Origin of the sequence: Geobacillus vulcani PSS1 (assembly GCF_000733845.1) — a bacterium.
GTDB classification, from domain to species: Bacteria; Bacillota; Bacilli; order Bacillales; family Anoxybacillaceae; genus Geobacillus; species Geobacillus vulcani.
On the sequence record NZ_JPOI01000001.1, the window covers coordinates 1848032 to 1874475 of the forward strand.

Annotated in this window: 33 protein-coding genes and 1 other annotated feature; of the genes, 31 read left to right on the forward strand and 2 right to left on the reverse strand. The window is 47.8% G+C overall.

The annotated features are described in order from the left end of the window. Positions 1-123: 123 nt before the first annotated feature. From N685_RS0109925 to pheA, 9 genes are all read left to right on the forward strand, one after another. Positions 124-891 carry a M23 family metallopeptidase gene (locus tag N685_RS0109925; protein ID WP_031407967.1) on the forward strand — a complete coding sequence of 256 codons (768 nt, stop codon included), beginning with the start codon at positions 124-126 and terminating at the stop codon, positions 889-891. Continuing rightward, positions 884-1744: a site-2 protease family protein gene (locus N685_RS0109930; RefSeq protein ID WP_031407969.1), complete on the forward strand. Its 861-nt coding sequence runs from the start codon at positions 884-886 to the stop codon at positions 1742-1744. The genes N685_RS0109925 and N685_RS0109930 overlap by 8 nt, the downstream gene beginning before the upstream one ends. Positions 1745-2144: 400 nt before the next feature. Further along, positions 2145-2224 (forward strand) — a sequence feature (ribosomal protein L21 leader region). A 14-nt stretch (positions 2225-2238) separates the two neighbouring features. Then, on the forward strand, positions 2239-2547 hold the full coding sequence (gene rplU, locus N685_RS0109935; RefSeq protein ID WP_031407971.1) for a 50S ribosomal protein L21: 309 nt from the start codon (positions 2239-2241) through the stop codon (positions 2545-2547). A 2-nt stretch (positions 2548-2549) separates the two neighbouring features. Then, positions 2550-2879, forward strand: coding sequence for a ribosomal-processing cysteine protease Prp (locus N685_RS0109940; protein ID WP_031407973.1), 330 nt, complete (start codon positions 2550-2552; stop codon positions 2877-2879). 15 nt (positions 2880-2894) lie between these two features. Then, on the forward strand, positions 2895-3185 hold the full coding sequence (rpmA, locus tag N685_RS0109945; protein ID WP_011232084.1) for a 50S ribosomal protein L27: 291 nt from the start codon (positions 2895-2897) through the stop codon (positions 3183-3185). Positions 3186-3358: 173 nt separating this feature from the next. Further along, on the forward strand, positions 3359-3907 hold the full coding sequence (locus tag N685_RS0109950) for a Spo0B C-terminal domain-containing protein (RefSeq protein ID WP_031407976.1): 549 nt from the start codon (positions 3359-3361) through the stop codon (positions 3905-3907). Positions 3908-4131: 224 nt separating this feature from the next. Further along, the gene (gene obgE, locus N685_RS0109955) at positions 4132-5430 is read left to right on the forward strand and encodes a GTPase ObgE (protein WP_031407978.1); all 1299 of its coding nucleotides are present in this window, start codon (positions 4132-4134) and stop codon (positions 5428-5430) included. A 20-nt stretch (positions 5431-5450) separates the two neighbouring features. Next, positions 5451-5894, forward strand: coding sequence for an ACT domain-containing protein (locus N685_RS0109960; protein ID WP_031407980.1), 444 nt, complete (start codon positions 5451-5453; stop codon positions 5892-5894). Between the two features lie 21 nt (positions 5895-5915). Beyond that, positions 5916-6764, forward strand: coding sequence for a prephenate dehydratase (gene pheA / locus N685_RS0109965; RefSeq protein ID WP_031407981.1), 849 nt, complete (start codon positions 5916-5918; stop codon positions 6762-6764). A 108-nt stretch (positions 6765-6872) separates the two neighbouring features. Here the strand turns inward: pheA and N685_RS0109970 are convergent, their stop codons facing one another. Both N685_RS0109970 and N685_RS0109975 read right to left on the reverse strand, forming a co-directional pair. Next, positions 6873-7412, reverse strand: a complete 540-nt coding sequence (locus N685_RS0109970; protein WP_031407983.1) for a transcription repressor NadR — start codon at positions 7410-7412, stop codon at positions 6873-6875. 15 nt (positions 7413-7427) lie between these two features. Next, a complete protein-coding gene (locus tag N685_RS0109975; RefSeq protein ID WP_031407985.1) occupies positions 7428-8552 on the reverse strand; it encodes an IscS subfamily cysteine desulfurase in 1125 nt (374 codons plus the stop codon). Positions 8553-8622: 70 nt separating this feature from the next. Between N685_RS0109975 and nadB the strand changes: the two genes are divergently transcribed. The 22 genes from nadB (at position 8623) to N685_RS0110090 (ending at position 26354) form a co-directional block, all read left to right on the forward strand. Next, entirely contained in the window at positions 8623-10215 is a 1593-nt protein-coding gene (nadB, locus tag N685_RS0109980; protein ID WP_193363899.1) for an L-aspartate oxidase, read from the forward strand. A 28-nt stretch (positions 10216-10243) separates the two neighbouring features. Further along, positions 10244-11074 carry a carboxylating nicotinate-nucleotide diphosphorylase gene (gene nadC, locus N685_RS0109985; protein ID WP_031407988.1) on the forward strand — a complete coding sequence of 277 codons (831 nt, stop codon included), beginning with the start codon at positions 10244-10246 and terminating at the stop codon, positions 11072-11074. A gap of 14 nt (positions 11075-11088) precedes the next feature. Next, positions 11089-12192 (forward strand): quinolinate synthase NadA, encoded by a 1104-nt coding sequence (gene nadA, locus N685_RS0109990; RefSeq protein WP_031407990.1) that lies wholly within the window; start codon positions 11089-11091, stop codon positions 12190-12192. Between the two features lie 156 nt (positions 12193-12348). Continuing rightward, positions 12349-13881 carry a SafA/ExsA family spore coat assembly protein gene (safA, locus tag N685_RS0109995; RefSeq protein ID WP_031407992.1) on the forward strand — a complete coding sequence of 511 codons (1533 nt, stop codon included), beginning with the start codon at positions 12349-12351 and terminating at the stop codon, positions 13879-13881. Further along, entirely contained in the window at positions 13865-14809 is a 945-nt protein-coding gene (locus tag N685_RS0110000) for a phosphotransferase (RefSeq protein ID WP_031407994.1), read from the forward strand. The genes safA and N685_RS0110000 overlap by 17 nt, the downstream gene beginning before the upstream one ends. Positions 14810-14843: 34 nt before the next feature. Further along, positions 14844-15584, forward strand: coding sequence for an NAD(+) synthase (gene nadE, locus N685_RS0110005; protein WP_031407996.1), 741 nt, complete (start codon positions 14844-14846; stop codon positions 15582-15584). Between the two features lie 115 nt (positions 15585-15699). Beyond that, positions 15700-16434, forward strand: coding sequence for a YhcN/YlaJ family sporulation lipoprotein (locus N685_RS0110010; protein ID WP_031407998.1), 735 nt, complete (start codon positions 15700-15702; stop codon positions 16432-16434). A 138-nt stretch (positions 16435-16572) separates the two neighbouring features. Next, positions 16573-17313: a YebC/PmpR family DNA-binding transcriptional regulator gene (locus N685_RS0110015; RefSeq protein ID WP_031408000.1), complete on the forward strand. Its 741-nt coding sequence runs from the start codon at positions 16573-16575 to the stop codon at positions 17311-17313. A gap of 187 nt (positions 17314-17500) precedes the next feature. After that, positions 17501-18421 carry a tyrosine-type recombinase/integrase gene (locus tag N685_RS0110020; RefSeq protein WP_031408002.1) on the forward strand — a complete coding sequence of 307 codons (921 nt, stop codon included), beginning with the start codon at positions 17501-17503 and terminating at the stop codon, positions 18419-18421. A gap of 4 nt (positions 18422-18425) precedes the next feature. After that, complete coding sequence (locus N685_RS19565; RefSeq protein WP_156961387.1) at positions 18426-18602, forward strand: hypothetical protein; 177 nt, start codon at positions 18426-18428, stop codon at positions 18600-18602. Further along, a complete protein-coding gene (locus N685_RS0110030; RefSeq protein WP_031408004.1) occupies positions 18603-18785 on the forward strand; it encodes a hypothetical protein in 183 nt (60 codons plus the stop codon). Between the two features lie 25 nt (positions 18786-18810). Beyond that, on the forward strand, positions 18811-19026 hold the full coding sequence (locus N685_RS0110035) for a hypothetical protein (protein WP_031408006.1): 216 nt from the start codon (positions 18811-18813) through the stop codon (positions 19024-19026). Positions 19027-19188: 162 nt separating this feature from the next. Next, positions 19189-19998: a hypothetical protein gene (locus N685_RS0110040; protein ID WP_031408008.1), complete on the forward strand. Its 810-nt coding sequence runs from the start codon at positions 19189-19191 to the stop codon at positions 19996-19998. 1231 nt (positions 19999-21229) lie between these two features. Beyond that, complete coding sequence (locus tag N685_RS0110050) at positions 21230-21451, forward strand: BhlA/UviB family holin-like peptide (RefSeq protein WP_031408010.1); 222 nt, start codon at positions 21230-21232, stop codon at positions 21449-21451. Next, entirely contained in the window at positions 21444-21794 is a 351-nt protein-coding gene (locus N685_RS0110055) for a hypothetical protein (RefSeq protein WP_031408012.1), read from the forward strand. Before N685_RS0110050 ends, N685_RS0110055 begins: the two co-directional genes overlap by 8 nt. Before the next feature lie 5 nt (positions 21795-21799). Continuing rightward, positions 21800-23110, forward strand: a complete 1311-nt coding sequence (locus N685_RS19010) for a GLUG motif-containing protein (protein ID WP_071880176.1) — start codon at positions 21800-21802, stop codon at positions 23108-23110. A gap of 38 nt (positions 23111-23148) precedes the next feature. Continuing rightward, positions 23149-23427: a hypothetical protein gene (locus tag N685_RS0110065; protein ID WP_031408013.1), complete on the forward strand. Its 279-nt coding sequence runs from the start codon at positions 23149-23151 to the stop codon at positions 23425-23427. A 26-nt stretch (positions 23428-23453) separates the two neighbouring features. After that, entirely contained in the window at positions 23454-23906 is a 453-nt protein-coding gene (locus N685_RS0110070; protein WP_031408015.1) for a hypothetical protein, read from the forward strand. A 26-nt stretch (positions 23907-23932) separates the two neighbouring features. Next, the gene (locus tag N685_RS0110075; protein WP_031408017.1) at positions 23933-24796 is read left to right on the forward strand and encodes a DUF5309 domain-containing protein; all 864 of its coding nucleotides are present in this window, start codon (positions 23933-23935) and stop codon (positions 24794-24796) included. 100 nt (positions 24797-24896) lie between these two features. Beyond that, positions 24897-25076, forward strand: a complete 180-nt coding sequence (locus N685_RS0110080; RefSeq protein ID WP_031408019.1) for a helix-turn-helix domain-containing protein — start codon at positions 24897-24899, stop codon at positions 25074-25076. Positions 25077-25276: 200 nt separating this feature from the next. Then, the gene (locus tag N685_RS0110085) at positions 25277-26125 is read left to right on the forward strand and encodes a hypothetical protein (RefSeq protein WP_237746893.1); all 849 of its coding nucleotides are present in this window, start codon (positions 25277-25279) and stop codon (positions 26123-26125) included. A 16-nt stretch (positions 26126-26141) separates the two neighbouring features. Next, the gene (locus N685_RS0110090; RefSeq protein ID WP_031408023.1) at positions 26142-26354 is read left to right on the forward strand and encodes a hypothetical protein; all 213 of its coding nucleotides are present in this window, start codon (positions 26142-26144) and stop codon (positions 26352-26354) included. Positions 26355-26444 lie beyond the last annotated feature (90 nt).

Here is a 26444-nt window from a genome sequence, read left to right on the forward strand (position 1 = left end):
GAGTGTTCCCATTGCGTCTCTTCCCAACCGATTAGCCCGGCAAATGAAAAACGCCCGTTCATATTCCATGAGGTTGTCTCATAAATTAGTACAAACGTTGTTGGAAAGGTGGAGGGGGGACGTATGGACCGACGCGTTCGGGAAATCAGAAAACGGATTGAACGGCGGCGAAAAGAGCGCCAACACGAGACGAAACGTCAAAAGGAACCGGATTGGGGAACATTGGACGAGGAACGGTACGGGCTGCCGGTCGTCACGTATGACCGCTATTCGTTTGAATCAGAGCCGCATCCGCTGTTTCGCAAAGAGTGGTTTCTTTTTCAAACACTCATCGCCGCTTGTCTCGTGCTAGTGACGGCCATTTTGTTCCGGCATCCTTCCGCTTCGCTCGAGCCGGCGCGGCAGTTTATTGCCCGGACGATGGAAACGGAGTTTCAGTTTGCGGCTGTCTCAGCGTGGTATGAGAAAGCGTTCGGTGAGCCGCTCGCTTTTTTTGCGCCGCAAAAAGAAACGAAGACGAAACCTTCGCCTTCCTACGCTGTGCCTGCTTCCGGCCGGGTGTTGGAGAGCTTTGACCAAAACGGGCAAGGAGTGATGATCGAAACCGAGAATGGAGCCAAAGTGGAAGCGATGAAAGAAGGAATTGTCACCTTTGCCGGTACGAAAGACCGTCTTGGCAAAACGGTCATCATCCAACATGCGGACGGCACGGAGACGTGGTATGGACATTTGGGGGCCATTTCGGTGAAATTGTATGACTTTGTTGAAATGGGGCAGGAAGTTGGCACGGCCGAGGCGAGCGAGACAAATAAACAGAAAGGGCTGTTTTATTTTGCTATTAAACAAGGAGATGAATTTATCGATCCGATTCAGGTGATTTCCTTTGAATAAGTATATGGCGCTGCTCGGGAAGATGCACATCCACCCGCTGTTATGGCTGATCGGCGGTATCGCGGTGCTTACCGCCCATTTCAAGCAGCTTTGCCTGTTGTTTTTCATCGTCCTCGTTCATGAGCTCGGCCATGCGGTGGCGGCCGCGTTTTTCGCTTGGCGGGTGAAGCGGATTTTGCTGTTGCCGTTCGGAGGAGTAGCGGAAGTCGAAGAGCACGGCAACCGGCCGTTCCGCGAGGAGTGGATCGTGACGCTCGCCGGGCCGGCCCAGCATCTGTGGCTCGTAGCGGCGGCGTTTTTTTTGTGGAAGGCCGGCATGATGGATGGCGGAAGCTGGGAGCTCTTTTTTCGCTACAATGCGGCCATTTTCGCTTTGAACTTGCTGCCGATCTGGCCGCTTGATGGGGGAAAATTGTTGTTCCTGCTGCTTTCCTACCGCCGTCCGTTCAGCGATGCACATCGAAACACGATCGCCATATCGGCCGCCGTGCTTGCTGTCGGCGTCGTTCTTTTGTTTGTGTTGGCGCCGCGCCAGCTTGATTTATGGGCGATCGCCGCTTTTTTAGCCTATGCCCTTTGGCAGGAGAAAAAGCAGCATCCGTATGTTGTCATGCGCTTTTTGCTTGAGCGGTATTATGGAAACAAAGGCGGCTATACAAAGCTGCGGACGATTACGGCTCCGGCGGACGAACGAATCTCGGCCGTGCTGCACCGCTTTTACCGTGGACAAAAGCATGCGATTATCGTCGTTCGCGACGGGCGCGAACGGGCGACGCTCGATGAAAATGAGCTGCTGCATGCGTTTTTTGCCGAAAAGCGGACCGATGCGCCGCTTGGCGCTCTCATCTATTGATCGTGGCTATATATCATGGATGCAGCGAAAACGTTTGATCGATCCTTGATGGAAAGGTCGCTGATCTATTTTTCGACTGTCGAGGGCAAGACTGTGGCTTGCCCCGTCACGCCAAGGCGTGACGGAAGACCGAACAACGGCCCGCTTCACAGACCTATACATGGAACTGAAAGCGGCGTTGTTCGGTCGCTCAACGGTCGATCAAATACTCGGTAAAGCTGCAAATGACAAAGCTTCAAATGGCCTCTCTATGTAGTCGTTTGCACCGTTTCATCGCCGTTCGCCGGGGAACGAAGATGGTGGTTGACGGCTGGGTGTTTCTATGTTACGATAGATGACGTTGTAGACTTTTTGTCCTGTCAACAAGGGCAAAAGAGGGCGGCTGTCGCAAAAAGACGCACCCGCACTACAACCGCTCAGCGCGGGCGATGAAGCGCTCCGTCTTGGGCCGCCTTGGCGCTGGCGAGTCTGAGTCTATGAAGGAGGTGCGATGCATGTACGCAATTATCGAAACTGGCGGCAAACAAGTAAAAGTCGAAGAAGGCCAAGAAATTTACATCGAAAAATTGGATGCGAATGAAGGCGATACGGTCACGTTTGACAAAGTGCTGTTCATCGGCGGGGAAACGGTGAAAATCGGCAACCCGACGGTCGAAGGCGCAACCGTGACGGCGAAGGTGCAAAAACACGGCCGACAAAAGAAAATTATCGTCTTCAAATATAAAGCGAAAAAGAACTATCGCCGCAAACAAGGCCACCGTCAGCCGTACACGAAAGTCGTCATTGAAAAAATCAACGCGTAAAGATGATTCGCGTCACGATTGAACGAGAAGCGGACGGCCGCATCCGTGCGTTTACAATGGAAGGGCATGCCCATTTTGCGAAACGCGGAAAGGACATTGTATGCGCCGGCGCTTCGGCGGTCTCGTTTGGCACGATCAACGCCATTGAGGCGCTCCTTGGCGTCCGCCCTCATGTTTCGCTCGGCAAAGACGGCGGCTACCTCCGCTGCGAGCTTCCGAAGCTGGAAGAAGCGGCGGCAGAGAAAGTGCAGTTGTTGTTGGAAGCGATGGTCGTTTCGCTAAAGACGATCGAACGCGATTACGGAACATTCATTCGCGTGACATCCATCTAGCAGGAGGTGACTGCCATGCTGAGACTTGACCTGCAGTTTTTTGCTTCGAAAAAAGGGGTCGGTTCGACGAAAAACGGCCGCGACTCGATCGCGAAACGTCTTGGCGCAAAACGGGCTGACGGCCAATTCGTCACCAGCGGTTCGATTTTGTACCGTCAACGCGGAACGAAAGTCCATCCGGGCTTGAACGTCGGCCGCGGCGGCGACGATACGCTGTATGCGAAAATCGACGGCATCGTCCGTTTCGAGCGGCTCGGCCGCGACCGCAAACGCGTCAGCGTCTACCCGGTCAGCCAAGAAGCGTAATCGATGTGGAAAAAACTCTAACCGTTCGGTTAGGGTTTTTTCTTTTTGGCGTAGAAAAAATCGTTCCCGTTCAATGTCAAAAAATGTTATAGTAAAAGTACATGCCTCCCCCATGGAGGCGGAAGTCCAAGCGGGGCCTTGGAGCCTACGCTTAGTGGATAGGGGAGCGTCGGATGGAGAAACGATGGACTGTCGTTGAGGTGATGCGCCATGCCCGCCATGATTGGTTGAACAAAATCCAGCTCATCAAAGGGCATTTGGCGCTTAATAAAATCGAACGGGTGCAGGAAATTATTGAAGAGATTATCGGTGAGATGCATCAGGAAACGCGGTTGACGAACTTGAAGGCCGAGCGGTTCGCTGAGCTGATCATGACCTATAACTGGGAGCCGCGCCCGCTTTTTCTTGAGTATGAAATCACGGACGGCGAAGCCGATTGGTCGCGGTGCGATGAACAGCTGGCTGAATGGTGCCGCAACTTTTTTCGCCTGCTCGAAGCGCAATCCGATGAGCGGACAGAAAACCATTTATGTTTGTCCATTGAGCTGTCCGACCGACGGGCGGCGCTGTTTTTTGATTACCGCGGCACGTGGCGGGACGACGAAGCCATTCGCACTTGGCTTGAGCACTGCGAACCATCACCGCCGCTTCGGCTCGCGTCGTTTGCCGTTGGTGAGGGCGAATTAACGGTGGAGCTTGAGCTTTTGGCAGTGGAATCTTGACCATTGGTTGGACGAAGGAGAATGGACGAGGCCCATGGGGTGCGAACGTCTCGATCCAATCGGACCAAAAAGCGGCGGCTGGGCTTGAACCGCCCGCCAGCCCTCAGACAGCCGGCGCTTGGGTACATATTGACATCATGGAATCGACTCTGTATACAATAATAAGTATTAGTCGTACTCATTTCACCATGATACCATGATGAAAGCGAATCGGAGGAACAGCCATGTTTGTTGATCAAGTGAAAATTTATGTGAAAGGCGGGGACGGCGGCAACGGCATGGTCGCGTTCCGCCGGGAAAAATATGTCCCAAAAGGCGGACCAGCCGGCGGAGACGGCGGCAAAGGCGGCGATGTCGTCTTTGTCGTTGATGAAGGGCTGCGGACGTTGATGGATTTCCGCTACCAGCGCCATTTTAAGGCGCCGCGCGGCGAAAACGGCATGTCGAAAAACCAGCATGGCAAAAATGGGGAAGACTTGCTCGTCAAAGTGCCGCCCGGCACAGTCGTCATTGATGCAGATACGAACGAAGTGCTCGCTGATTTGACCGAGGCGGGCCAGCGATTTGTCGTCGCCAAAGGCGGACGCGGCGGGCGCGGCAATACCCGATTTGCGACGTCATCCAACCCAGCGCCGGAAATCGCGGAAAACGGTGAGCCGGGCGAAGAGCGCAACATCATTTTAGAGCTGAAGCTGCTCGCTGACGTCGGTCTTGTTGGGTTTCCGAGCGTCGGCAAATCGACGCTGCTGTCGGTTGTCTCCGCAGCCCGTCCGAAAATCGCTGAGTACCATTTTACGACGCTTGTCCCGAACTTGGGCGTTGTCGAAACGGAGGACGGACGCAGTTTTGTGATGGCCGACTTGCCGGGGCTGATTGAAGGAGCGCATCAGGGAGTCGGGCTTGGGCATCAGTTTTTGCGCCATATCGAACGGACTCGCGTCATCGTTCATGTCATCGACATGGCGGCGGTCGAAGGGCGCGATCCGTACAACGATTATCTCGTCATCAACGAAGAGCTGAAACAGTACAACTTGCGCTTGACCGAGCGGCCGCAAATTGTTGCCGCCAATAAAATGGACATGCCAAACGCCGAGGAAAACTTGCGCCGCTTCAAAGAGAAAATCGACGATGCGGTGCCGGTCTTTCCGATTTCTGCGGCGACAAGGCAAGGAGTGCGCGAGCTGTTGTTTGCCATCGCCGACTTGTTGGAAACGACGCCGGAATTCCCACTCCATGAACGAGAAGATCCGGCCGTGCAACGCGTCGTGTACAAATACGAAAAAGAAGAACCGCCGTTTGTGATCACCCGCGCCAGCGACGGAGCGTTCATTTTGTCTGGTGACAAAGTGGAAAAGTTGTTTAAGATGACGGATTTCTCGCGCGAAGAATCGGTGCGCCGCTTCGCCCGCCAATTGCGGGCCATGGGCGTCGACGATGCCCTGCGCGAGCGCGGCGCGAAAGACGGGGACACGATCCGGTTGCTTGATTATGAGTTTGAGTTTGTCGACGACTGGGATGAATAGCTAAAGCGGGGGAAAGTGCGTTGGAAAAAAAATTTTATTTGGTGCGCGAAGACGTTCTGCCGGAAGCCATGAAGAAAGTCGTGCTCGCCAAACAGCTGCTTGAGCGGAAAAAAGCCGCCTCGGTCGCCGAGGCGGCGCAGCTCGCCAACATCAGCCGCGGCGTGTTTTACAAATACCGCGACGCCATTTTTCCGTTCCAAGCGGTGACGAAAGAAAACATCATCACGCTCTTTTTCCATTTAGAAGACCGCTCCGGAACGTTGTCGCAGTTGCTTGGTGTTGTAGCAGCAGCCGGCTGCAACGTGCTGACCATTCATCAGACGATTCCGCTTCAAGGGCGGGCGAACGTGACGTTGTCGGTCAGCACAAACGATATGAACGAGGAGATTGATGAGCTCCTTGCCAAGCTCAAACAGCTTGAATTTGTCGAAAAAGTAGAAATTGTCGGTTCAGGAGTGTATTAAAGCAAGGGAGAGGCAAACAAGATGAAAATCGGTTATCTAGGACCGAAGGCGACGTTCACCGAAGCGGCGGCTGCTCTCCTTTTTCCGTCGCAGCCGCGGGAGCCGTATGACACGATTCCCGACTGCATGGATGCCGCGGCGGTCGGGGAGATCGAAGCAGCCGTGGTGCCGCTCGAGAATGCCTTGGAAGGATCGGTTAATTTGACACTCGACTATTTAATTCATGAACAGCCGTTGCCGATCATCGGTGAAATCGTCGTACCGATCGAACAACATTTGATGGTGCACCCGTATTTCACCCCGCATTGGCGCGAAGTGAAAGAAGTGTACTCTCACTCACATGCCATCGCCCAATGCCGCAAGTTTTTGCATACCGTGCTGAAAGGGGCGAAGCAAGTGCCGATGACATCAACGAGCGCTGCCGCGAAGTTCGTCAGCGAACATCCGCACTTGCCGGTGGCGGCGATTGCCAATCGACTGGCGGCGGATGAGTATGGATTGGCGATCGTGCAGGAAAACATTCACGATTATGATTACAACCACACGCGCTTTATCGTTGTCAGCCGGCGCAAAGAGCCGCTTTCGCCTGATTCGCCCCTCTACGCCGGGGACAAGACGACCGTCGTCGTGATGCTGCCGCAAGACCGTCCGGGCGCGCTTCATCAAGTATTGTCGGCGTTTGCTTGGCGGCGGCTCAACTTGACGAAAATTGAATCGCGCCCAGCAAAAACGGGCCTTGGCAACTACTTTTTTATTATTGACATCGACGCGCCGATGGATGACGTCCTCATCCCGGGGGCGATCGCGGAAATTGAGGCGCTCGGCTGCACAGTGCAGCTGTTGGGCAGCTATCCATATTATTTTGCCTGACATAGACAAAAAAAGGCGGGCGGTCTGTTGCCGTCCGCCTGTTCCATTTTAGACGGTCCGCCGCGCGGTATTCCGCAGGGAATGAGCCGACGCGCGGCTAGGTCCAGTTTACGCTTCGATGAGAAAGCCCGCTTGTTTCAAGGCGCGGCAGGCGGCGTCAAGCTTCACTGGTGAATCGGCTTCCAGCGTATGCAAATGCGTGCCGTCTGTCAGCTGCAACAAATACGACGATTTTGTCGCTTCGATTTTGGCGATGAATTGGTCGACTTCCAGGCGGTTGCTCACCATGATCGAGGCGGTCAAATCGCCGTAGACCGGATGCTCGATTTTGACGTCTTTCACCGTCACACCGCAGTCGACGAGCAAATACAACTCTTCTTTCGTCTGTTCCGGCGTATGGAAGCAGGCGACCGTTCGCGTGTACGTTTTGGCCGGTTCGGCCGGCTTTAAATACAAATACCCTTGGCTTGTGGCGATGATCGGTTCGTTGCGCGCCTTTAACAGTGAAATGTCTTGGACGATCACTTGGCGGCTGACATTCGTTTTCGCTGCCAGCTCAGCCCCTGTAAGCGGCGCTTCGCTTTCTTTCAACCATTTCAAAATAAGCTGGCGCCGCCTTTCTCCTAAAATTTTTTTTTCCTCCTTCATCTGACATACCTCCTTTCACGCCGATATGAGTCGTTCCAATGTGGAAACGAACTGGTCAATCTCTGTTTCGGTCGTCGCTTCACCGAACGAGACGCGGATGAATTGCTTGGCTTCTTCCGGTGTTTTTCCGACGGCGAGCATCGTCCGCGACGGCGCCTGCAGCCCGACTTGGCAGGCGCTGCCGGTGGAAATGGCGATGCCGGCGCGGTTGCATTCAAGCATCACCAACTGCCCTTCGTATCCCATGACGGACAAACCGACGATATGGGCAAGACGGAAATGGGGATGCCCTTCCACCGCCACGGGCAACCGTTTGGCAGCAAGCGTATGGAGCAGCCGATTCCGCAGCCGTTCCAAGTGCGCCTGTTCGTCCGCCATCCGCCCGTGAAGACGTTGGGCGGCTGTGATGAAGGCGGCGATCCCCGGAACGTTCACTGTCCCCGGACGAAAACCGGATTCATGCGTTGCCCCCGGAAACACCGGCTTCCAACACCGGCGAGGGTTGATGTATACGGCGCCGACTCCTTTGGGGCCGTACACTTTATGTGCGGAGACCGATAGGCTGTCCAACCCGATCGCTTGAACATCTAGCTGTATTTTAGCAAAAGTTTGCACGCAGTCGCTATGAAAAAGGATGCCGTGCGCCCGCAGGAGGCGTCCGATGTCGGCGAGCGGCTGAATCGTGCCGATCTCTGAGTTGGCATGTTGAATGGAAACGAGAATGGTCTGCGGCGTGATGGCGCGTTCTAAATCGGCCAGCCGAATGCGCCCGAATCGGTCAACGGGCAAATACGTGACCGTATATCCTTCTGTTTCCAACTGTTTGAACAGATGATGGAGCGAGGCATGCTCGATTTCAGTCGTGATCAGGTGGTTTCCCTTATGCCGGTAGGCGGCGGCCAGCGAACGGACCGCAAGAACATTCGCTTCCGTTCCGCCGCTTGTGAAATAGATTCCTTCCGCTTCTCCGTTGATCATGGCGGCGAGTTCGCGCCGGCATAAGGCAAGCAGTTGTTTCGCTTTCGTTCCGATGTCATGCAGGCTGCTTTCGTTGCCAAAGTAAACGGAAGCCGCTTCAGCGTAAGCGGCGATCGCCTCTTGGCACATTGGCGTTGTTGCCGCGTAATCCAAATAAATCATATTCTCCCCGCCTTTGCATCATTTTTTTCGCTAAACCTCTTGTCATTAGTTTAAATATGTGTAAATATATATGTCAAGACAGGTGAAAAGAAAGGGGCGTCCGAGAGTGAAGGAAGGTGGCGTCATTATTGTTGGGAGTGGGCTGGCTGCTTTAACGGTCGCCGATCATTTGTCGCAACATGAACATGTGATCATTTTCACGAAAAAGCGCCGCACCGACAGCAATTCATGGCGGGCGCAAGGAGGGGTGGCCGCGGCGCTGGCAGAGAGCGACGATTGGCGCGCTCATTTCCGCGATACGATGGTCGCCGGATGCTTTCATAATGATGAACGAATGGTCGAACGGCTCGTCCGTGAAGGGCCGAGGCGGCTGCAAGAATGGATCAACGCCGGCATGGCGTTTGATCAGGACGAACGCGGCCGGCTTTGTTTCGGCCTTGAAGGCGGGCATAGCTGCCGCCGGATTTTGCATGCCGGCGGCGATCAGACGGGCAAGGCGCTCGTTTCGTTTTTGCTTGAGCGGCTCGAGGGACGCGTATGGATGGAAGAAGGCGAGCAGGTGATCGATTTGCTTGTGGAAGAAGGGCGTTGCGTCGGGGTGAAAACAAAGCGGGAAGACGGTTCGGTCTCCATTTGGCCGGCGTCGGCCGTCGTGTTGGCGACCGGCGGATGCGCGGGATTGTACACGGTGACGTCCAACGCGCCGACGGCGACCGGCGACGGCATTGCCATGGCGTACCGCGCCGGCGCGGCGGTCGCGGATATGGAGTTTATCCAATTTCACCCGACGATGCTCGTTGCCGGCGGAAAAGCGGTCGGGCTCGTCTCGGAAGCGGTGCGCGGCGAAGGGGCGGTGCTTGAAACCGAAGACGGACGGCCGTTGATGGACGGCATCCATCCGCTTGGCGATCTTGCGCCGCGCGATGTGGTCGCCCGGGCGATTGCAACGGAGCAAGACCGGGGCGGCCGCGTCTATTTGAATATTTCCCGCGTGTCTCACTTCCGCCGCCGCTTTCCGACGATCGCCGCGCTATGTGAGGCCTATGGCGTCGACCTTGAAGCCGGCCGCCTTCCGGTTGCGCCGGGCGCCCATTTTTTAATGGGCGGCGTTGTCGTCAACGAGTGGGGGCAGACGACGGTGCCGGGCTTGTACGCCGTCGGGGAAGCGGCGTGCACCGGTGTGCACGGTGCCAATCGTCTTGCGAGCAACTCGCTGCTTGAAGCGATCGTCTTTGGATCCCGAGCGGCCTGCGCCATCCGCCGCCGTGCCGCGTGGCCGAAAACGATGCGGCAGGCGGCCCCGTCACATCCGCGCCGTTCGTTTGCGCCGCGGCTGCCCGGGCGGGCGTTGATTCGCGAACAGCTGTCAACGCTTGTTGGCATCGTCCGTGACGGCGATCGGCTTCGCAAAGCGGTCGACTGGTTGGAACAGTTTTCATTGCCGGATTGGCTGGATGGCGACCTTGAACGATTGTCAGCAGAGGAGATTGAAACAGGATATATGCTGCTAGTGGGCTGGCTTGTCGCCTCATCAGCGCTTGGGCGCACGGAAAGCCGCGGCGGTCATTACCGGAGCGATTTTCCGCGTGAACGCCCGGAGTGGCGGGGACGGCGCCTTGTGCGGACGAAAGAAGAGTGGGCCCGCCTTGGGGCTAGGCGGTAAAGCGGCAAAGAAAACGGAGGGATGAAAGATGAACCGGTTGAAGCTCGAACAACTGCTGCGACAGTTTTTTCTTGAAGATATTGGCGATGGCGATGTGACGAGCGAGATGATTTTTCCGGCTCATGAACGGGCATCAGGCATGTTTATGGCCAAAGCGGACGGGGTGGTGGCCGGCGTCGGCATTATTGCGGCGGGCTATCAGTTGCTGGATCCACGCGTCGAAGTAACCATCATGAAACAGGACGGCGAACGGGTCCAAGCGGGTGAAACGATCGCCGCCGTGTCCGGGCCGGTCGGGCCGCTGTTGTCCGGCGAGCGCGTCATTCTAAACTTGCTGCAGCGGTTAAGCGGCATTGCCACCGTGACGCGGCAGGCCGTTGACTTGATTGGCCAAAGCCACACGCGCATTTGTGACACAAGGAAAACGACGCCGGGGCTGCGCATGCTTGAAAAATATGCCGTCACATGCGGCGGCGGCTACAACCACCGCTTCGGCCTGTACGACGGCGTCATGATTAAAGATAATCATATCGCCTTTTGTGGATCGATTGCCCGCGCTGTCAAAATGGTGCGGGAGCGCCTTGGACATATGGTGAAAATCGAGGTGGAGACGGAAACGGAAGACGAAGTGCTCGAGGCGGTCGAAGCCGGGGCGGACGTCATTATGTTTGACAACCGGACGCCGGATGAAGTGCGGGCGTTCGTCCGGCTTGTGCCGAAGCCGATCATCACGGAAGCATCGGGGGGAATTACGCTCGCGAATGTGGCGGCGTACGGCGCGACCGGAGTCGACTACATTTCGCTCGGATGTTTAACCCATTCCGCCCCGGCGCTTGATCTAAGTTTCAATTTGCGATAATGGAGGAGAGAACCGTGAACGTCCTTGAACAGTTGAAACGGATGGATGAGATGCCGGAATGGTATAAAACAATGGAACAAAGCGAGCTTGAAGCGCGGGCGCGCGCGGTGAAAGAACGGTTCGGACGGCGTCTTTTCATCCCGGGCCATCACTATCAAAAGGATGAAGTCATTCAGTTCGCCGACGCGACTGGCGATTCGCTTCAGCTTGCCCAACTCGCGGCAAAAAACAGCGAGGCGGAATATATTGTGTTTTGCGGTGTCCATTTTATGGCAGAAACCGCCGATATTTTAACGAGCGACGACCAAACGGTCATTTTGCCGGATTTGCGCGCCGGCTGTTCAATGGCCGATATGGCCGATATTTTTCAAGTCGAGCGGGCATGGGGGGCGCTTACTGAGCGGTTTGGCGAGACGATCGTACCGCTTGTGTACGTCAATTCGACCGCGGCGATCAAAGCGTTTGTCGGGCGCCACGGCGGGGCGACCGTCACGTCGTCAAATGCCAAAAAAATGATGGCATGGGCATTTTCACAAAAGGAACGAATTTTCTTTTTGCCGGATCAGCATTTAGGGAGAAATACAGCTTACGCACTTGGCGTCAGCCTTGATGAGATGGCGGTGTGGGACCCGCATGAGGAGACGCTCCAAGGCGCTGACGATCTCGACAAGGTGAAGGTCATTCTTTGGAAAGGGCATTGTTCCGTGCATGAAAACTTCACCGTCCAGCAAATCGAGCATATTCGGCGGATAAAACCGGGGATCAACGTGATCGTCCACCCGGAATGCAGCTGGGAAGTTGTCCAGCAAGCGGACTACGCCGGTTCGACAAAATACATTATTGAAACGATCCGCAATGCTCCACCTGGCACCCAGTGGGCGGTTGGAACGGAAATGAATTTGGTGAACCGGCTGAAGCACGAGCATCCAGACAAAGAGATCGTGTCCCTCAACCCATATATGTGTCCGTGTTTAACGATGAATCGAATTGATTTGCCGCATTTTGTCTGGGCGCTCGAATCGTTGGAACAGGGGGCGGTCGTCAACCAAATCACCGTTGCGAAAGACATTGCCGCAGAGGCAAAAGAGGCGCTCGACCGCATGCTTTCACTTGCCTAGCTTTTTCCCTGGCTTGATGAGAGGAATCTCGTTTGGCCAGGGATTTTTTTATCATAAATCAACGATCATCGTCATACATTGTGTTGAAAGACGATAACGGGAAACAAGCATCGGTTCGATCGAGCGTAAACAGTCTCGGTTTAGGAGGGGAACGGAGTGAAAATCCATATTGTCCAAAAGGGCGACACCCTTTGGAACATCGCCCAGAAATATGGAGTGGATTTTGAACAACTGAAAAAAATAAATGGGCATTTGAGCGACCCGAATATGATTATGCCTGGAATGAAAATCAAAGTGCCGACAGCAGGGGTGCCGATCAAAAAAGAGGCGAAGGCGCCTGGATCACCCAAAAACATGTATGTGAAAGAGCACCCCTACGCGGAGGCAAAGCCGTTTGTCTCATTCCACATGGATACCGAGCTTGACACCGCTGTCGCCCCTGCTCCGGAGGGCGGGGCAGCAGTAAAGAAAACGCCCAAATCGGTCGTAAAGGAAACGCCGAAAGCGCCGGAGAAAAAGGCGGAGACTATGCCAGTGAATGAAGCGCCGAAAACACCAGTGAACGAAACGCCAAAGGCTGTCGAGAAGGAAGCGCCAAAAACGGCACCAAAAGCAGTGGTGAATGAAGCGCCGAACGTGCCGGTAAACGAAACGCCAAATGTACCGGTAAATGAAACGCCAAATGTACCGGTGAACGAAACGCCGAATGCGCCTATCAATGAAGCACCAAAGGCCTCGATGGGTGAGGCGCCGAAAGCGGTGGTGAGCGAAATGCCCAAGCCTGTCGAGAAAAAAGCGCCAAAAGCAACGGCAAAAGAAGCACCAAAAACGCCGAAAGCGGAGGCAAAAGAAGGGGCAAAAGCGAAAAGCGCCTCTGTGCCGCCGCTTGTGCATACGATTCCGCCGGTGGCCCCGCCTCCTCAGCTTTCGTTCGCTCAATCGCTGGCCAACGTGCCGCCGATTCCACCGAAGCCGAGCAATATTTTGCCTGACGTGATGAAAGAGGAGGACAATGAAAGCCCAACTGAATGGAAAGGGGAACCGGCGGCTGAGAGCGAAGACGCGCCGCCGCTGCCGAACATTCCATACGTTCCTGTCGCCCCGCCGACGGCCCCAATATTTGGCACTGACCAAGGATGCACGCCAGTGACGCCAGTTTGGCCGGGGAGCGGATTTTACGTGCCGCCGCTGCCGATCATGCCGTCGTCCTATCCGCCATCGTCTGCACCGTCGGCCGTTGGGAAAAGCGGTGAAAGTCCGGAAAACGGTTCGGCGCCGTTTCCCGGCATTCACGAAAGCAGCAGTGAATCATTAGAGCCGCCGTTTTCTGGGCCTGGGGTTGCCGCTCCGTTTGTCCCGTCCACAGGGGGCGTTCTCCCACCGCCCGGCGCTGCAACGGCAGTTTATGCGCCGCCTGCGGCGTATACTTCGCCTGCCGGCTATCCGCCTTTTGGATATGCGCCGGCCTATGCGCCGCCCCCGTACTACGGAGGGTACGCCCTGCCGGGTCCATACGGATATGCGCCGCAGTCAGCGCCGCCGCTTCCGTGGCCAGGCGTCGTTTACCCGACAAGTCCAGCGGGATACGCGCCGCCATCCTACCCGCCATCATCCGCTCCGCCGACTGCCGGTCCGCGTTTGTTTAGCGAACCGCCGGATGAGGAGAGCGGGCATGGCGAGGAACAATAACCAAGTGAAAAGAGACGCCGCCGGCCGTCTCTTTTTTCTTCTTGACCGCCAATATGGGCTTGTTATTCAACAAGTTGTGGCATTGAAACCGCATGTCTTAGCCATTGCCGCCCGCCAAGGAATGTTTGTCGCCAAGGCGTATCGCTTTCCTGTTGCGGCCGCGCGGCAAGCCTGGCTTCTTGCCGCCTTAAGGAAGGCCGGTTTTTCCTCCGCGCCGGCTCCTATGCCGATCGGGCGCGGGGGAGTGGTTGAAGCCGGCGGATGCTATTGGCTGCTGACGGAATATGTAGCCGGAGCGCGTCCGCTCGCGCTTGCTGCTTGGGCTGACGCCGCCGACGGACTTCGTTTGCTTGAACGTTACCATACAGCAACGGCAAACATCGCCAGCAGCGAACAGGAGGCGATGGGGCTGCCGCGTGCGCAGCTGTATGACAAATGGCGGCGTCGCTATGAGGAGTTTTGCCGACATTTGCCTATTGTTGAAACGATCATGGACAAAGAAGACATTTTGTTTACGCTGCGCTGGGCGGATTACTGTCTATCAACATGTCGCGAGCATGCTCCAGAGTTGGCGGCGGCTTCTGCTGCCATCATTCATGGTGATGTCGCCTCCCATAATTTTTTGCGCACCACAACCGGCCATATGTACCTCATCGACTATGATGCGGCCGCTCTTGCCTCGCCCGGGCTTGACTATTGCCAATACGCCAATCGCCTTTTGCCGTATATCGGCTGGTCCTATTCAACACTTGCCCGTTTCGCTCCGCTTCGCCGTTGGTTGGAAACACGCTGGTTTTTGCATGCGCTCTTATTTCCGGCTGATGTGTTTCGCGAATGGCGGTCAGCCGCCGCACGCCGCCGCCCCCTTGTGTTTGACCGCAAGCGGAGAGAACGGTTTGTCCGCCGCCTTTATGCTATGCTACAATGAAGAATGGAATCTTTGGAAAAGGAGTCGAGGACGGATGCAAGAAAAAATTGACAAGCTCGTGCAATGGTTGCGTGACCAAGTCTCATCAGCCGGGTTGAACGGGGCGGTCGTCGGCATCAGCGGCGGCATCGACTCGGCGGTCGTCGCCCATTTGATTAAGCGCGCCTTTCCGGACAACTCGCTCGGACTCATCATGCCGTGCAAAAGCAATCCGAAAGATATGGAAGACGCGCTGAAAGTGGTGAAGAGTTGCGGCATCCGACATTTGATCATTGATTTGACCGAGGCGCACCGGACGTTGTTTGGCGCAGTCGAGGCCGAGCTGAAAGCCATCGGGGAGTGGAAGGAAGAACGTGCACGGCTTGGCGATGCCAATACAAGGGCGCGCTTGCGCATGACGACATTGTATGCCGTCGCCAACAATTACGGCTATCTCGTCGTCGGTACGGACAACGCCGCCGAGTGGCATACGGGCTACTTTACGAAATACGGAGACGGCGGGGTCGATTTAGTGCCGCTCATTCACTTTACAAAAGGCGAAGTGCGCGAAATGGGCCGCCTGCTCGGCGTTCCGGAAGAAATCATTGTGAAAGCGCCGAGCGCCGGATTATGGGAAGGGCAGACCGATGAAAGCGAAATGGGCACGACGTATGAAATGATCGATAAATATTTAAAAGGGGAAGACATTCCGGAACGCGATCGAAAAATCATCGAACAGCTTCATGAACGTTCGCATCATAAACGGCGCTTGGCGATCGCGCCGCCGAAATTTTAGCCGTTGCTTCATTGGTGTGAACTGACAGCGATAAACCCCCCGCGTTTTCCGTAAGCTAAACGTAAGGCTGGCTTCGTGCCAGCCTTGGGTGAAGGAAACCAAGGGGGGTTTTCCATTGAAATACGCGGTCAAATGGATCGGTGTGCTGTCGGCCGCCGGCTTGCTCGCTTCGTGCGCCAACTACGGGGCGAATGACGAAGGAGCTCAGCGCTACAACGATGCGGCGAGACCGATTGGCTATTACTCGACAGAGCGGGGCGACGATTTCCGCTATGGCCGATACGGGACGAATGCGCTCAATTATGACAACCGTTATATATGGGCGCGCCGCGGTCCGGTCACCGATTATTTGACGGACGGCGGCCGCCTCGGCGGACCGGCGGCGACCCGTTTTGACACCGACGTTCCGGCTCTTCCGCCCGATGTTGATTTCGGCGATAGCGATTACAACTATCACGGGCATTTGCATTCGTTAAACGTCGATCCGCATCCGTCGTACTATCGAAGCTATGACGGTGGTCTAGCGGAAAAACTTTCCCGCCGAGCTGCAGCGGTGAGTGGAGTGGACGATGCCCGCGCGGTTGTGTATGGCGATCAGGCGCTTGTTGCCATTGCGACAGACGACCGCCATCCGGAGCGGCTTGAGAAGCGTGTCGAGCAAGCGGTCGCTCCGTATGCCGACGGCAAGCGGGTGCGCGTCACGTCCAACCCAAGCATGTACCATCGCATCCGCACGATCGACAACGCGCTTCGACGCGGGACTCCGATCAATATGGAAGAAATCCGCCGTGACTTGCGCACCATTTTTATCGGCGACACGATTCAAGAGCGGCCGGAAAACAACCGGTGACAAAGGGCAGGGAAGGCGTCCTAAAAGACGGGGCGCCTTCTTTCCTTGCTGCTTCCCGCCGGGCTCAGCTGACATTTTCCGCGTTTTTTGCTATAGTAATAGTCGGAACATTCCGTTGTGATGAGAGGGGAACTTTCGATGGCTGGACATTCGAAGTGGAAAAATATCCAACGGCGGAAAAATGCCCAAGATGCGAAACGCGGCAAACTGTTCATGAAACTGGCGAAAGAAATTTACGTCGCTGCCAAAAGTGGCGGAGGCGATCCAGCGTCCAATCCGAGCTTGCGCCTTGTCATTGAGAAGGCGAAGGCGGCCAACATGCCGAGCGAAAACATTGAACGGGCGATTAAAAAAGCAACTGGAACCCAAGAACATACCAACTATGAGGAAATTCGCTATGAAGGATATGGACCAGGCGGCGTTGCCGTTATGGTCGTTTGCTTGACGGATAATAAAAACCGCACCGCCGCCAATGTGCGCGCGGCGTTTTCAAAAAACGGCGGCAATTTAGGGGAAACGGGATGCGTCTCCTATTTGTTCGAGCGAAAAGGGCTGCTCGTGATAGACCGCGAACAGCACAGCGTCGATGAGGATGAATTGCTGCTGTTGGCCATTGAAGCGGGCGCCGAGGAGATGGAAACAACGGATGAATCGTTTGAGATTTATACAGCGCCCGAATCGTTTGAAACGGTCAAAAACGAGCTGGAACAGCATGGATTCACGTTTGCGAGCGCCGAAATGACGATGATTCCGCAAACGTATACGATGCTTGAGGGCGACGATTTGAAAAAAATGTTGAAGTTGATCGATACGCTCGAAGATGATGATGACGTCCAAGAAGTGTACCATAATTTGGACGAATCGGTGCTTGAGGAGTAGCGGCGAAATATCAACGTTTTTCAAAAAGCACATATCCAAAAGATATGAATTGTTAAGATATACATTTTCATATTTCAAATTGAAAAGCGTTGATATACAAAAAATCGCTACCTTTTTGCTACGATATACATTTTTAAGGTCACTCAATGTATAGAAAATTTTTCTATACAGGGGGTGACCTTTTGTTTTGTATTTAGAGGATGTTTTAAAAGAGTTTTTATACCATATCGACATTCAAAATTACTCCAAGAGAACGCAAAAAGGGTACAGAAATAACAATTTAGCGTTTCTTAAATATTTGTCTAATGAATTTCAAATTGATGAGTTGGAAGATGTGCGAACACAACATATTAAATCTTATCTCATGTATCTCAAGAACAAAGGAAGAAAGGAATCATACGTCAACACTATTCTAAAAAGTATTCGTGCCTTTTTTAATTATTGCGTTGAAGAAGGTTATATTACACAAAAACAAAATCCATGTATAAGTGTGAAATGGATGAAAGAGCCAAAAACATTAATCAAGACATTTTCTGATGATGAAATTGTGAGAATGTTGAATGTTTATAAAATGACTACCTACATGCAAGCACGTAATAAATTGATTCTCATGATGTTCATTGACACGGGCATTAGAGCAACTGAACTTTGTCAACTCACGCATAATGACATATTTGAAACCACGATCAGAATACATGGTAAAGGCAACAAGCATAGATACATTTACATCAGCCCGATGCTGAAAAAGTACATGATTAAGTACGAGCGAATAAAAAATGAACACTTTAAAGATTCAATTCAAGAATATAGTAATTATTTTCTTTCGTATCGTGGCAAACCATTGACCGTTGAAGCGGTAGAAAGAGTGGTAAAAAATGCTGGAGAAAAAGCGAAAGTGCGGAAAAACATTCGTTGTAGTCCGCATACCCTGCGTCACTGTTTCGCACAACAACAATTAAGAAATGGATTAGATTTGTATAGTTTAAGTCGTTTGTTAGGGCACGAAGATATTCAAATCACTAAACGTTATTTGCAAAGTATTGAGGATGAACAAATTATTGAGATCGGAAGAAATACAAGTCCACTAATGAATCTAAAACGGAGATAATCAAATGGAAACTTTCGGCACACTTACATTTATCAATGAAAAACCATTTCTTGAACTCGAAATTGGGGAACTTGTTGCATTAAATAATTCGTTCATTGTAGAAGATTTAAACGGTCAAACAATTGCACTGAATGAAAGTTATGCAGGAAAGCAAATAGTAATCAGAAAGGCGGTAGCGTAAATGAAAACAATTAAAGTGACGGAAAAGGAACTCGCGACATTAAAATCAGCGGTTTGGGCGCAATTACAAAATATCAATCGTGACATCCGTATTGCACAAGAGAAAGGGAAAGATGCTTCATTTCTTCTTGAATTGAAAAGAGAATTTGAGGAAGTATTTGAAGCATTAAAGTATGCAAATTAAAGAAAGGACGAAAGGGGATAAGAACATGAAAGAATATCTAATTCTTGCAGACGTGAAAACAACAGTTTCTATGAAAGTGAAAGCAAATAATCAACAAGAAGCGGAAATGATTGCACAGCGCCAATTAAATGATTTATCAGTGGCAAATATTAAATTGCATATTGAAAACTTAAACGGTGAAGTTTTGAAGCCGAATGTCGAGAATTTTGAAATACAAATCAATAATATCGAAGAAGAATAACAAAAAATCGGGAGTGGATACCGCAAATATCCACTCCCAAAAGGATAGACACAACTAAACATACGCCTAATTAAATCCTACAATTTTTAAAAAGAGAAATCAAGTAGGTTTATTTAGTTGTGTCTGTCCTATCGAACATATGTTTGATAGGAGGCAGAAAAAATGAAAGCAGGCAATATTGAGCAATTCAAGCATTTGTCACAGTTTCGTGATTTAAAAGATTTTAACAATAACATCGAGCAGTGGATGATTGATGTAAAATCTAAATTCACTAAATCGGAACTGATCGCATTAAAGCGTTTAATTAGATTTAGCGCAAAAGTCGCTGGCGTTTGCAATGCAAAAATTCAAACGCTTGTTTCAGCATGTCATGAAGCAGGGCAGGAAATTTCACGTTCTACTTTTGAGCGTATGTTGCGAAAAGCGAAAAAATTCGGTCTTGTGATCGTCTACAATACACAAAAAGAAAACGGACGACAAGCACACAATGTCTATGTATTTCAGCGCTACACTTCTGTTGACGTAACAAAAAACGCGACAATTGACGGAGCAGAAAACTATCATTCTTCTTTTGAAACTAGCAATCATGATAATAATAAACGTACAGAAAACGTCGATCAGAATACACCATCTAAAAATATGTCTGACAAAAAATATCTCGACGCTTCATATACTTCTTCAAGAGTGCCAACACAGTTTCGTGATTTTGTACGTTGTTTCTGGAATGATTTTCAAATTATAGAAGAATTTTGGAAGGTTATTCAAATTCAAACATACTACTACACATATATGAGTGTTCGAGATAAAGTTGAACTTGCTATTTCAGCGCTAAAACAAATGATTCGCAATATCAAACGTGGGCGTAAAATTCAAAACATTTTCGGCTATTTCTATGCGATTGTGTCAGCGATGCTTGATCGTGAAGCACAAGAAGTGTGGCGTGAAATGATGGAGGATATAGAAGTAGCGTGAAAGTGACGGAAAAAACGGGAGAAATTAAGGATTTTTCACAGAATATATAATTATGAGGAGGTAAATTTTCAATTTACGTCAGAAAAGCGGGAGAAATTAAAGAATTTTTGTAGTATGAAATATAGTGAGGGGATATAATTTAAGGAAAAACCGTAAAAATTTTTCATTTCGCCTTTATATATTATTGAGGGGTATATACTTTACGCGAAAAAGTGACAAAAAAAGTACTTGAATTATTACTATATATAGAGTGGGCACTTCTCAAGAAAAATAAATTTTCAGAAAATTACTTTTAGCCCTAGAGCGACAAGGGATTGAAGCGATTTTGAGACAATACTTGTTTAAGGAAGGTAAACAGTCAATTTGCAAAAAATGCGATAGTTACAGGAAAAAATAGTGAAAAATTAGGACTTTTTCACAGAATATATAATTATGAGGGGTAAATCGTAAAAAAAATCGTAAAAAATTTTCATTTTAAAAGCTATATTATGAAGAGTATAAAATTTTTTAATAAAATATGTCGCTATATATGAAGGGGTAAAAGGTTGACTTTATTAAAAAATGTACTTATTTATGAAGAGGTATTTTTCATTCGTTGCCGATTCAATCGACAATGAATGAAGGGTATCTCCTTCGATATTTTGTTGTCTAGTGTCATATTTAATTAATTCTTGTTTCATTTCTTAATCCTCCACTTTCTTATTATTAGAGTGAACTTTGCTCACTCTTTTATTTTTAAAATCAACGTACAAGGTGTTTTATTAGATTCATCTTGTACGTTTATTTATAAATTTGCTGACTAATTCGCTGTTTTTTTTGATATTCGTTTGTGGCGGTTGGTCGGCTTTAAAATGCCTATAGGCAGAAAACGAATATCCTACATGCACATGATCTTTTTTTTCTGAAAGTGTTTTCTGCATGTGTATGTAGATAAAAGAAGCACGGGCGAAAAACACTTTCGGCTACACAATGATGAGGTTTGGGCATTTCGATTCGTTGTGTAGTATGTTCTGTGTATGAGGGATTTAATGGGTCAGTTGTTTCAACGATGCAAAAAAATGCTCATGAAGTGTAGAGTTTCTGCACTCCTTTCAACTTTTTGTTTTGCAACTTCTTCATTACTTCTTTGCTTTTTCGCCTCCATTTTCTTGAGAGTGGGCTTTTGCCTACTCTTTTTTTGTTTAATTTTTACTCATATTTTTTAATCTTTTTAGAAAGGAGGCGTTGACAAATGGACATTTCATCTATTTCAATTGAACAATTCGCAAGTAATGGAGTATTTGCGCTTCTTTTCGTATGGTTGCTTGTCGATACAAGAAAAGAAGCAAAAGAGCGTGAAGAAAAATTAATACAACAAATCGAAAAACAAAATGAAGCACAAGAACGTATCGTTCAAGCAATCGAACGAATCGAACAAAAAATTGAAAAATTGGAGGTGTCGATAAATGGCTGAAATTACAGCAAGTGCTTATCAAGCGTTAAGAAACTATATTCAAAACAATTGGAAATACATTGAACTTCGTGACGATATGGGTAATGCAATTGTACGTCTTTCGCCTTCTGACAGTCGGGTGAAATGGATCCACAACGCAGGCGATCAAGTATTAAAATTGCAAGTCGTCATTAAAGGTTCTGATGCTGATATTACGAAACCGAAAACATTTGCATCAAGCGCAATTTACGATGTTGCAACAGGCGGTCAACCTTATTCAATTGAATCATTCACACCTTTTACGATACAAAGTGACATGGATGAATTAACAGTGATTCATGAAATTCAAGTGCCGAAAGTGTGATAATTATGCTAGGCGCAGGAACGCAATCGAGTCCTTATATCATTCAAACACCGCAAGATTTACATAATGTTAGAAATAACCTAACTGCTTATTATGAATTAGGTAATGATATTGATATGGGCAGTTGGGGGAATTTTGTTCCGATTGGAAAAGATACAAAAACATTTTTTAAAGGAACTTTTGACGGTAAAGGACACAAAATAAAAAACTTAACTATTAGTGAATCAACGGGTTATGTAGGATTGTTCGGCTATATTAATAATGCTACAACGATTATTAAAAATGTTGGAATTGAAAATTGCAATATATCGGGCGGAAATGTTGCAAACTGGATTGGTGGAATTGTTGGTCAATTAAGTAACGGTACAATTGAAAACTGCTTTGTGACAGGAACTGTACAAGGAAAATATATGATCGGTGGAATCGTTGGTCAATTCCTAAATGGTACTATTAAAAATTGCTATTCACATGCAAGCATAACAGGATTTGGACGAGTTGGTGGATTAGTAGGTTACATTGGATCATCTACAGCAAAAGTTAAAAATAGTTATTCAACAGGAAGAGTAATACATACTGAAACAGGAACAGCATATCCTGCTGGCGGGTTAGTCGGAGATAATACTTCAACAACCAACGTATTTAATTCATACTGGGATATTAATACAAGTGGTCAAACAATCTCAGAGGGTGGAACAGGATTAACTACTGCACAAATGAAACAACAATCATCATTTGAAAATTGGGATTTTCTGAATACATGGGGCATAAATGGGGATTATCCATATTTGCAAGTGTTTGGAGTACCCACAAAAAAACAAACGGTCAACCTTCAATCATATGTAAATCCTTTATATTCAAAATTGAGTAAAACAAATAAATCAACGAAACAAACACAATCATTTTTAAATAACATTCAGACGCAAATACAACGTCATACACGCACGAAAAAGACAATATCGACTTATATCCTTCAAATTGAAACAAGCGTTCAGAAGTCAAATAGAACGGTTAGAAGTGTAACACAACAGGTCACAAGTTATATGAATCCTATTGGTTCAATTGTTGAACGCAAAACAAAGACAATTAAGCAATTATTATCTTATGTTGATAACATTCAATCCAATGTAAACGTAATTGCTCCGATAAGAAATAAAACTGTAAATGCTTATATAACTGTATTAGAAAATCCTTCAATTGTACAATTCGAGGAAAATTTTTCAAATACATATACTTTTGAAAATCATTCAACTGTACAGTTTGAAGATAATCTTTCCGATATATACGCAATTGAAAATCCTTCCAATGTGGAGTTTTAAATTAATTATGTATGGTGTGAAGATGTGGAGGTGATGTAATGGCACTGGCAGGCGATACAGTACGATTGAAATGTCATTTTAAAACGTTTGATTGGCAAAATATTGATCCTGCTGACGTGAAATTAAAGATTTATGATAAGAATAAACAATTGATTGAAGAAATTTTACTTACAGACAACGACAAAGAAAATGTTGGTGTCTATTTTTATGATTATGTACTCCCGACAAATCAAAGTGAAATTATCTTTGAATTTTCGGGAGTTTACAATAACAAGCCGATTCTTGTTAGAGATTCAGTCAAAATTGAATTTAATTAAAAAAAAGAAAATGGAGGGTAGATAGTATGAATGAAAATGAAAAAGTAATTCAAGAACAACAAGAAACAGAGCAACAAACAGCACAACAAACAGAACAGCAACAAGAACAAGAACAACAAGTCGATATGAAAACATATCTCGAACTTGTCGAGAAAGTATCTAAACTTGAACAGAAACTATCTGATGAAGCAGAAAAAGCGAAAAAAATCGCTGAAAAAGAGCAAGAACTATTTCAAAAACAAGTGCATTTGACATTGAAAGAAAATGGTTTGGAAAAATTTTCTGATATTGTAAAAGTTAATGATGAAAATGAATTGGCTGATGTTGTGAAGAAACTTCAAAATATCGTCAATGAAATTCGTATCGAAAGTGGTTACGTGCCTTCTGATCATGTCAAAACTGATGAATATAGCGTATATGAAAAGAAAAAAGATGTTGCAGGTATGATTAGCGCGAAATTATCGAAATTATTTCAATAATAAATAATATAGGAGGATGATATTATATGTTTAAATCTACTAATTTTACGAATGCTGAACTTGTCAATCTTTCTAAAGAAATCGCGGTCGTCGGAGTACAAGCAACACCGTTGACTTCTCTGCTTCTCGCAAAAGGGTTTGAAAAAGCGACATCTACAATTTACACATGGCGCGAAAAAACTCTTTCTCATGATGAAGATATTACGTTTGCAGAAGGTAGCGAAACAACTGTATTTACAGAAAGCGCACGTCGTGAACTCAACAATGTGCTTGAAATTTTCAAGAAGGGCGTGAGTGTTTCTGGTACGGCTCAAGCGATGCAAACAGCGCAAATTTCAAGCGAAATTAGTGACCGTCTTTTCGAACTCAAAGCAAACATTGAGAAAAAATTCATTAACGGCGTGAAAAATGACGGTTCAACAAGCGGAAAACGACAAATGGGCGGACTTATTTCGTTCGCTGATCCTGCGAACGCTGTCAATGTAACTGATACAGTCACAGAAGATACAATTAAAGAGGCAATGAGAAAACTTTGGATGCAAGACCTTGCTGAAGGTAATTATTACGCACTTGTTAATGCTGAAATTAAAGAACAAATTGATAATATCTACAAAGATCGTTATTCTTATCAACACAAAACTAACGAATTCGGGCTTGTAGTAGATTCTATTACAACGAATTACGGCACATTGAATATTCTTCTTTCTAAACATGTGCCGGCCGATAAAATGGTTGTATTTAATGACGCATATGTACGTGCTGTATTTTTGCGTGAGCCGATTTTTGAACCGCTTGCCAAAACCGGCGACAGCGTCAAAGGTCATGTCATCGCTGAAGCAACATTAAAGGTTGCAAGCCCGAAAGCCGTTGCGGTTGTAACGGTTGCTTAATTAAATACATAGCCAAAAAGGGGGCACTTGCTTAATGCTTGTGTCCTCTTTTTTTTATATATTTTTTACTCATATTTTTGAAGAAAAGGAGTGAAAGGAAATGAATATCAAATTGCGTGATGAGTATTTACTCAAGCGCAGAAAAAAGAGAATTTCACAAAAAGAACTGGCAGAATATCTTCAATGTTCACAATCACTTTTAAGTCGCTATGAACGCGGCGAATGTGGCATGAATCGAGAAAAAGAAAAGAGATATAGAGAATATATCGATCAAAAATAAAATTGACGTTTTATAGAAAAAAAGAAGATGGAGGTGAAAAAGTGAAAGAAGTAAGAAATACGTCATGACCGCCTCCTTTTACTCTAAAATCATAAAATTTTCTTTGGAGTAAAAGGAGGAAACAGCCCTTCAATAATGAAGGGTTGTCAAAGGGTTATTGACGAAAAAAATCAATATTTATTTTGAGTTTTTCTAAAAGGATGGCGGGAGTATTTCTCTTCTCTTCACTGTATTACATGAAAAAAAAATTGAAAGAGAAATTCCCGAAGTGGTGTAGTGATTATACACCGAAACAAAATACGCTTATTTTAACTGATGATTTAGATTCGCTTGTAGGTTGCGCTATTGAAAAATACGTCAAAGAAAATGAAATCAATTACTTTTACGATTTTAATAAGATATTCGTTGCTGATAAAGAAGATAAACGGAAAGCAGTCGCAATTGACCTTGCTTTGCATAAAGGAAAATCTTGGTGCAATCATGTAGTAAGAATTAATGAAAATGACTATGTGAATCCTCTTACTGCGAATATCAATGCTTTATTGAAGATACATGCAGGTAACTACACAAAGAAATATGCTATGTCCACAACATTAATCATGTGGAGTTTTTATAATTTACCTTTACCAAAAAGCAAAGAGGGTAAGATGATACTTCTTGCAATTGATTCAAGTTTTCTAGGGCACTATTCTGATGCGTTTAGAAAAGTACATAATACATATTTATATTTACTTGGCTTTGAAGAATTAATTGATTTACTCAATGAAACAACAAAAGCCGATTATTTGCATCTTCAACAAAAGTACAATCTTAAATCAAAAATTAAATTAAATAAAGAAGGATATTTAGAAACTGATATTGCCCTTGCAGAATTGCAAAGGTTTTTTGATTTTCCGATAGAGTTACCTAGTAAGCAATTTACATTACTGGCACAATTCAAAACACAAGATGACTATACATATCGTATTCAATCGAAAGATCAAATATCAAATTTAATCTCTTTTGCGCTAACTAACACAAGAAAAATGAAATATACGACACTTTGCTAGGAGGAGGTAATCAAAAATGGCTAAAAATTATTTCTTTTGTTACGACAAACGGCTGGCTGATTTTTTGAGATATGAAAAGAATATTGAATACATCACGAAAGCATATGCAGATCGAACACTGAAGAAATTCTATCTTTTTTCTGTAACGGATGAACTTAATCAAGCGATCAAAGAATATCATGCTAGTGTAAAATCGGGCAAAAAAGTGACGAAAAATACACTAGTGTAAAAAACGGAAAAATTTTTCCCAAAATTACACTAGGGTGGTGTAAAAATCGGAAAAATTTTGCCGATATTTACACTAGGGGTGGTGTAATTT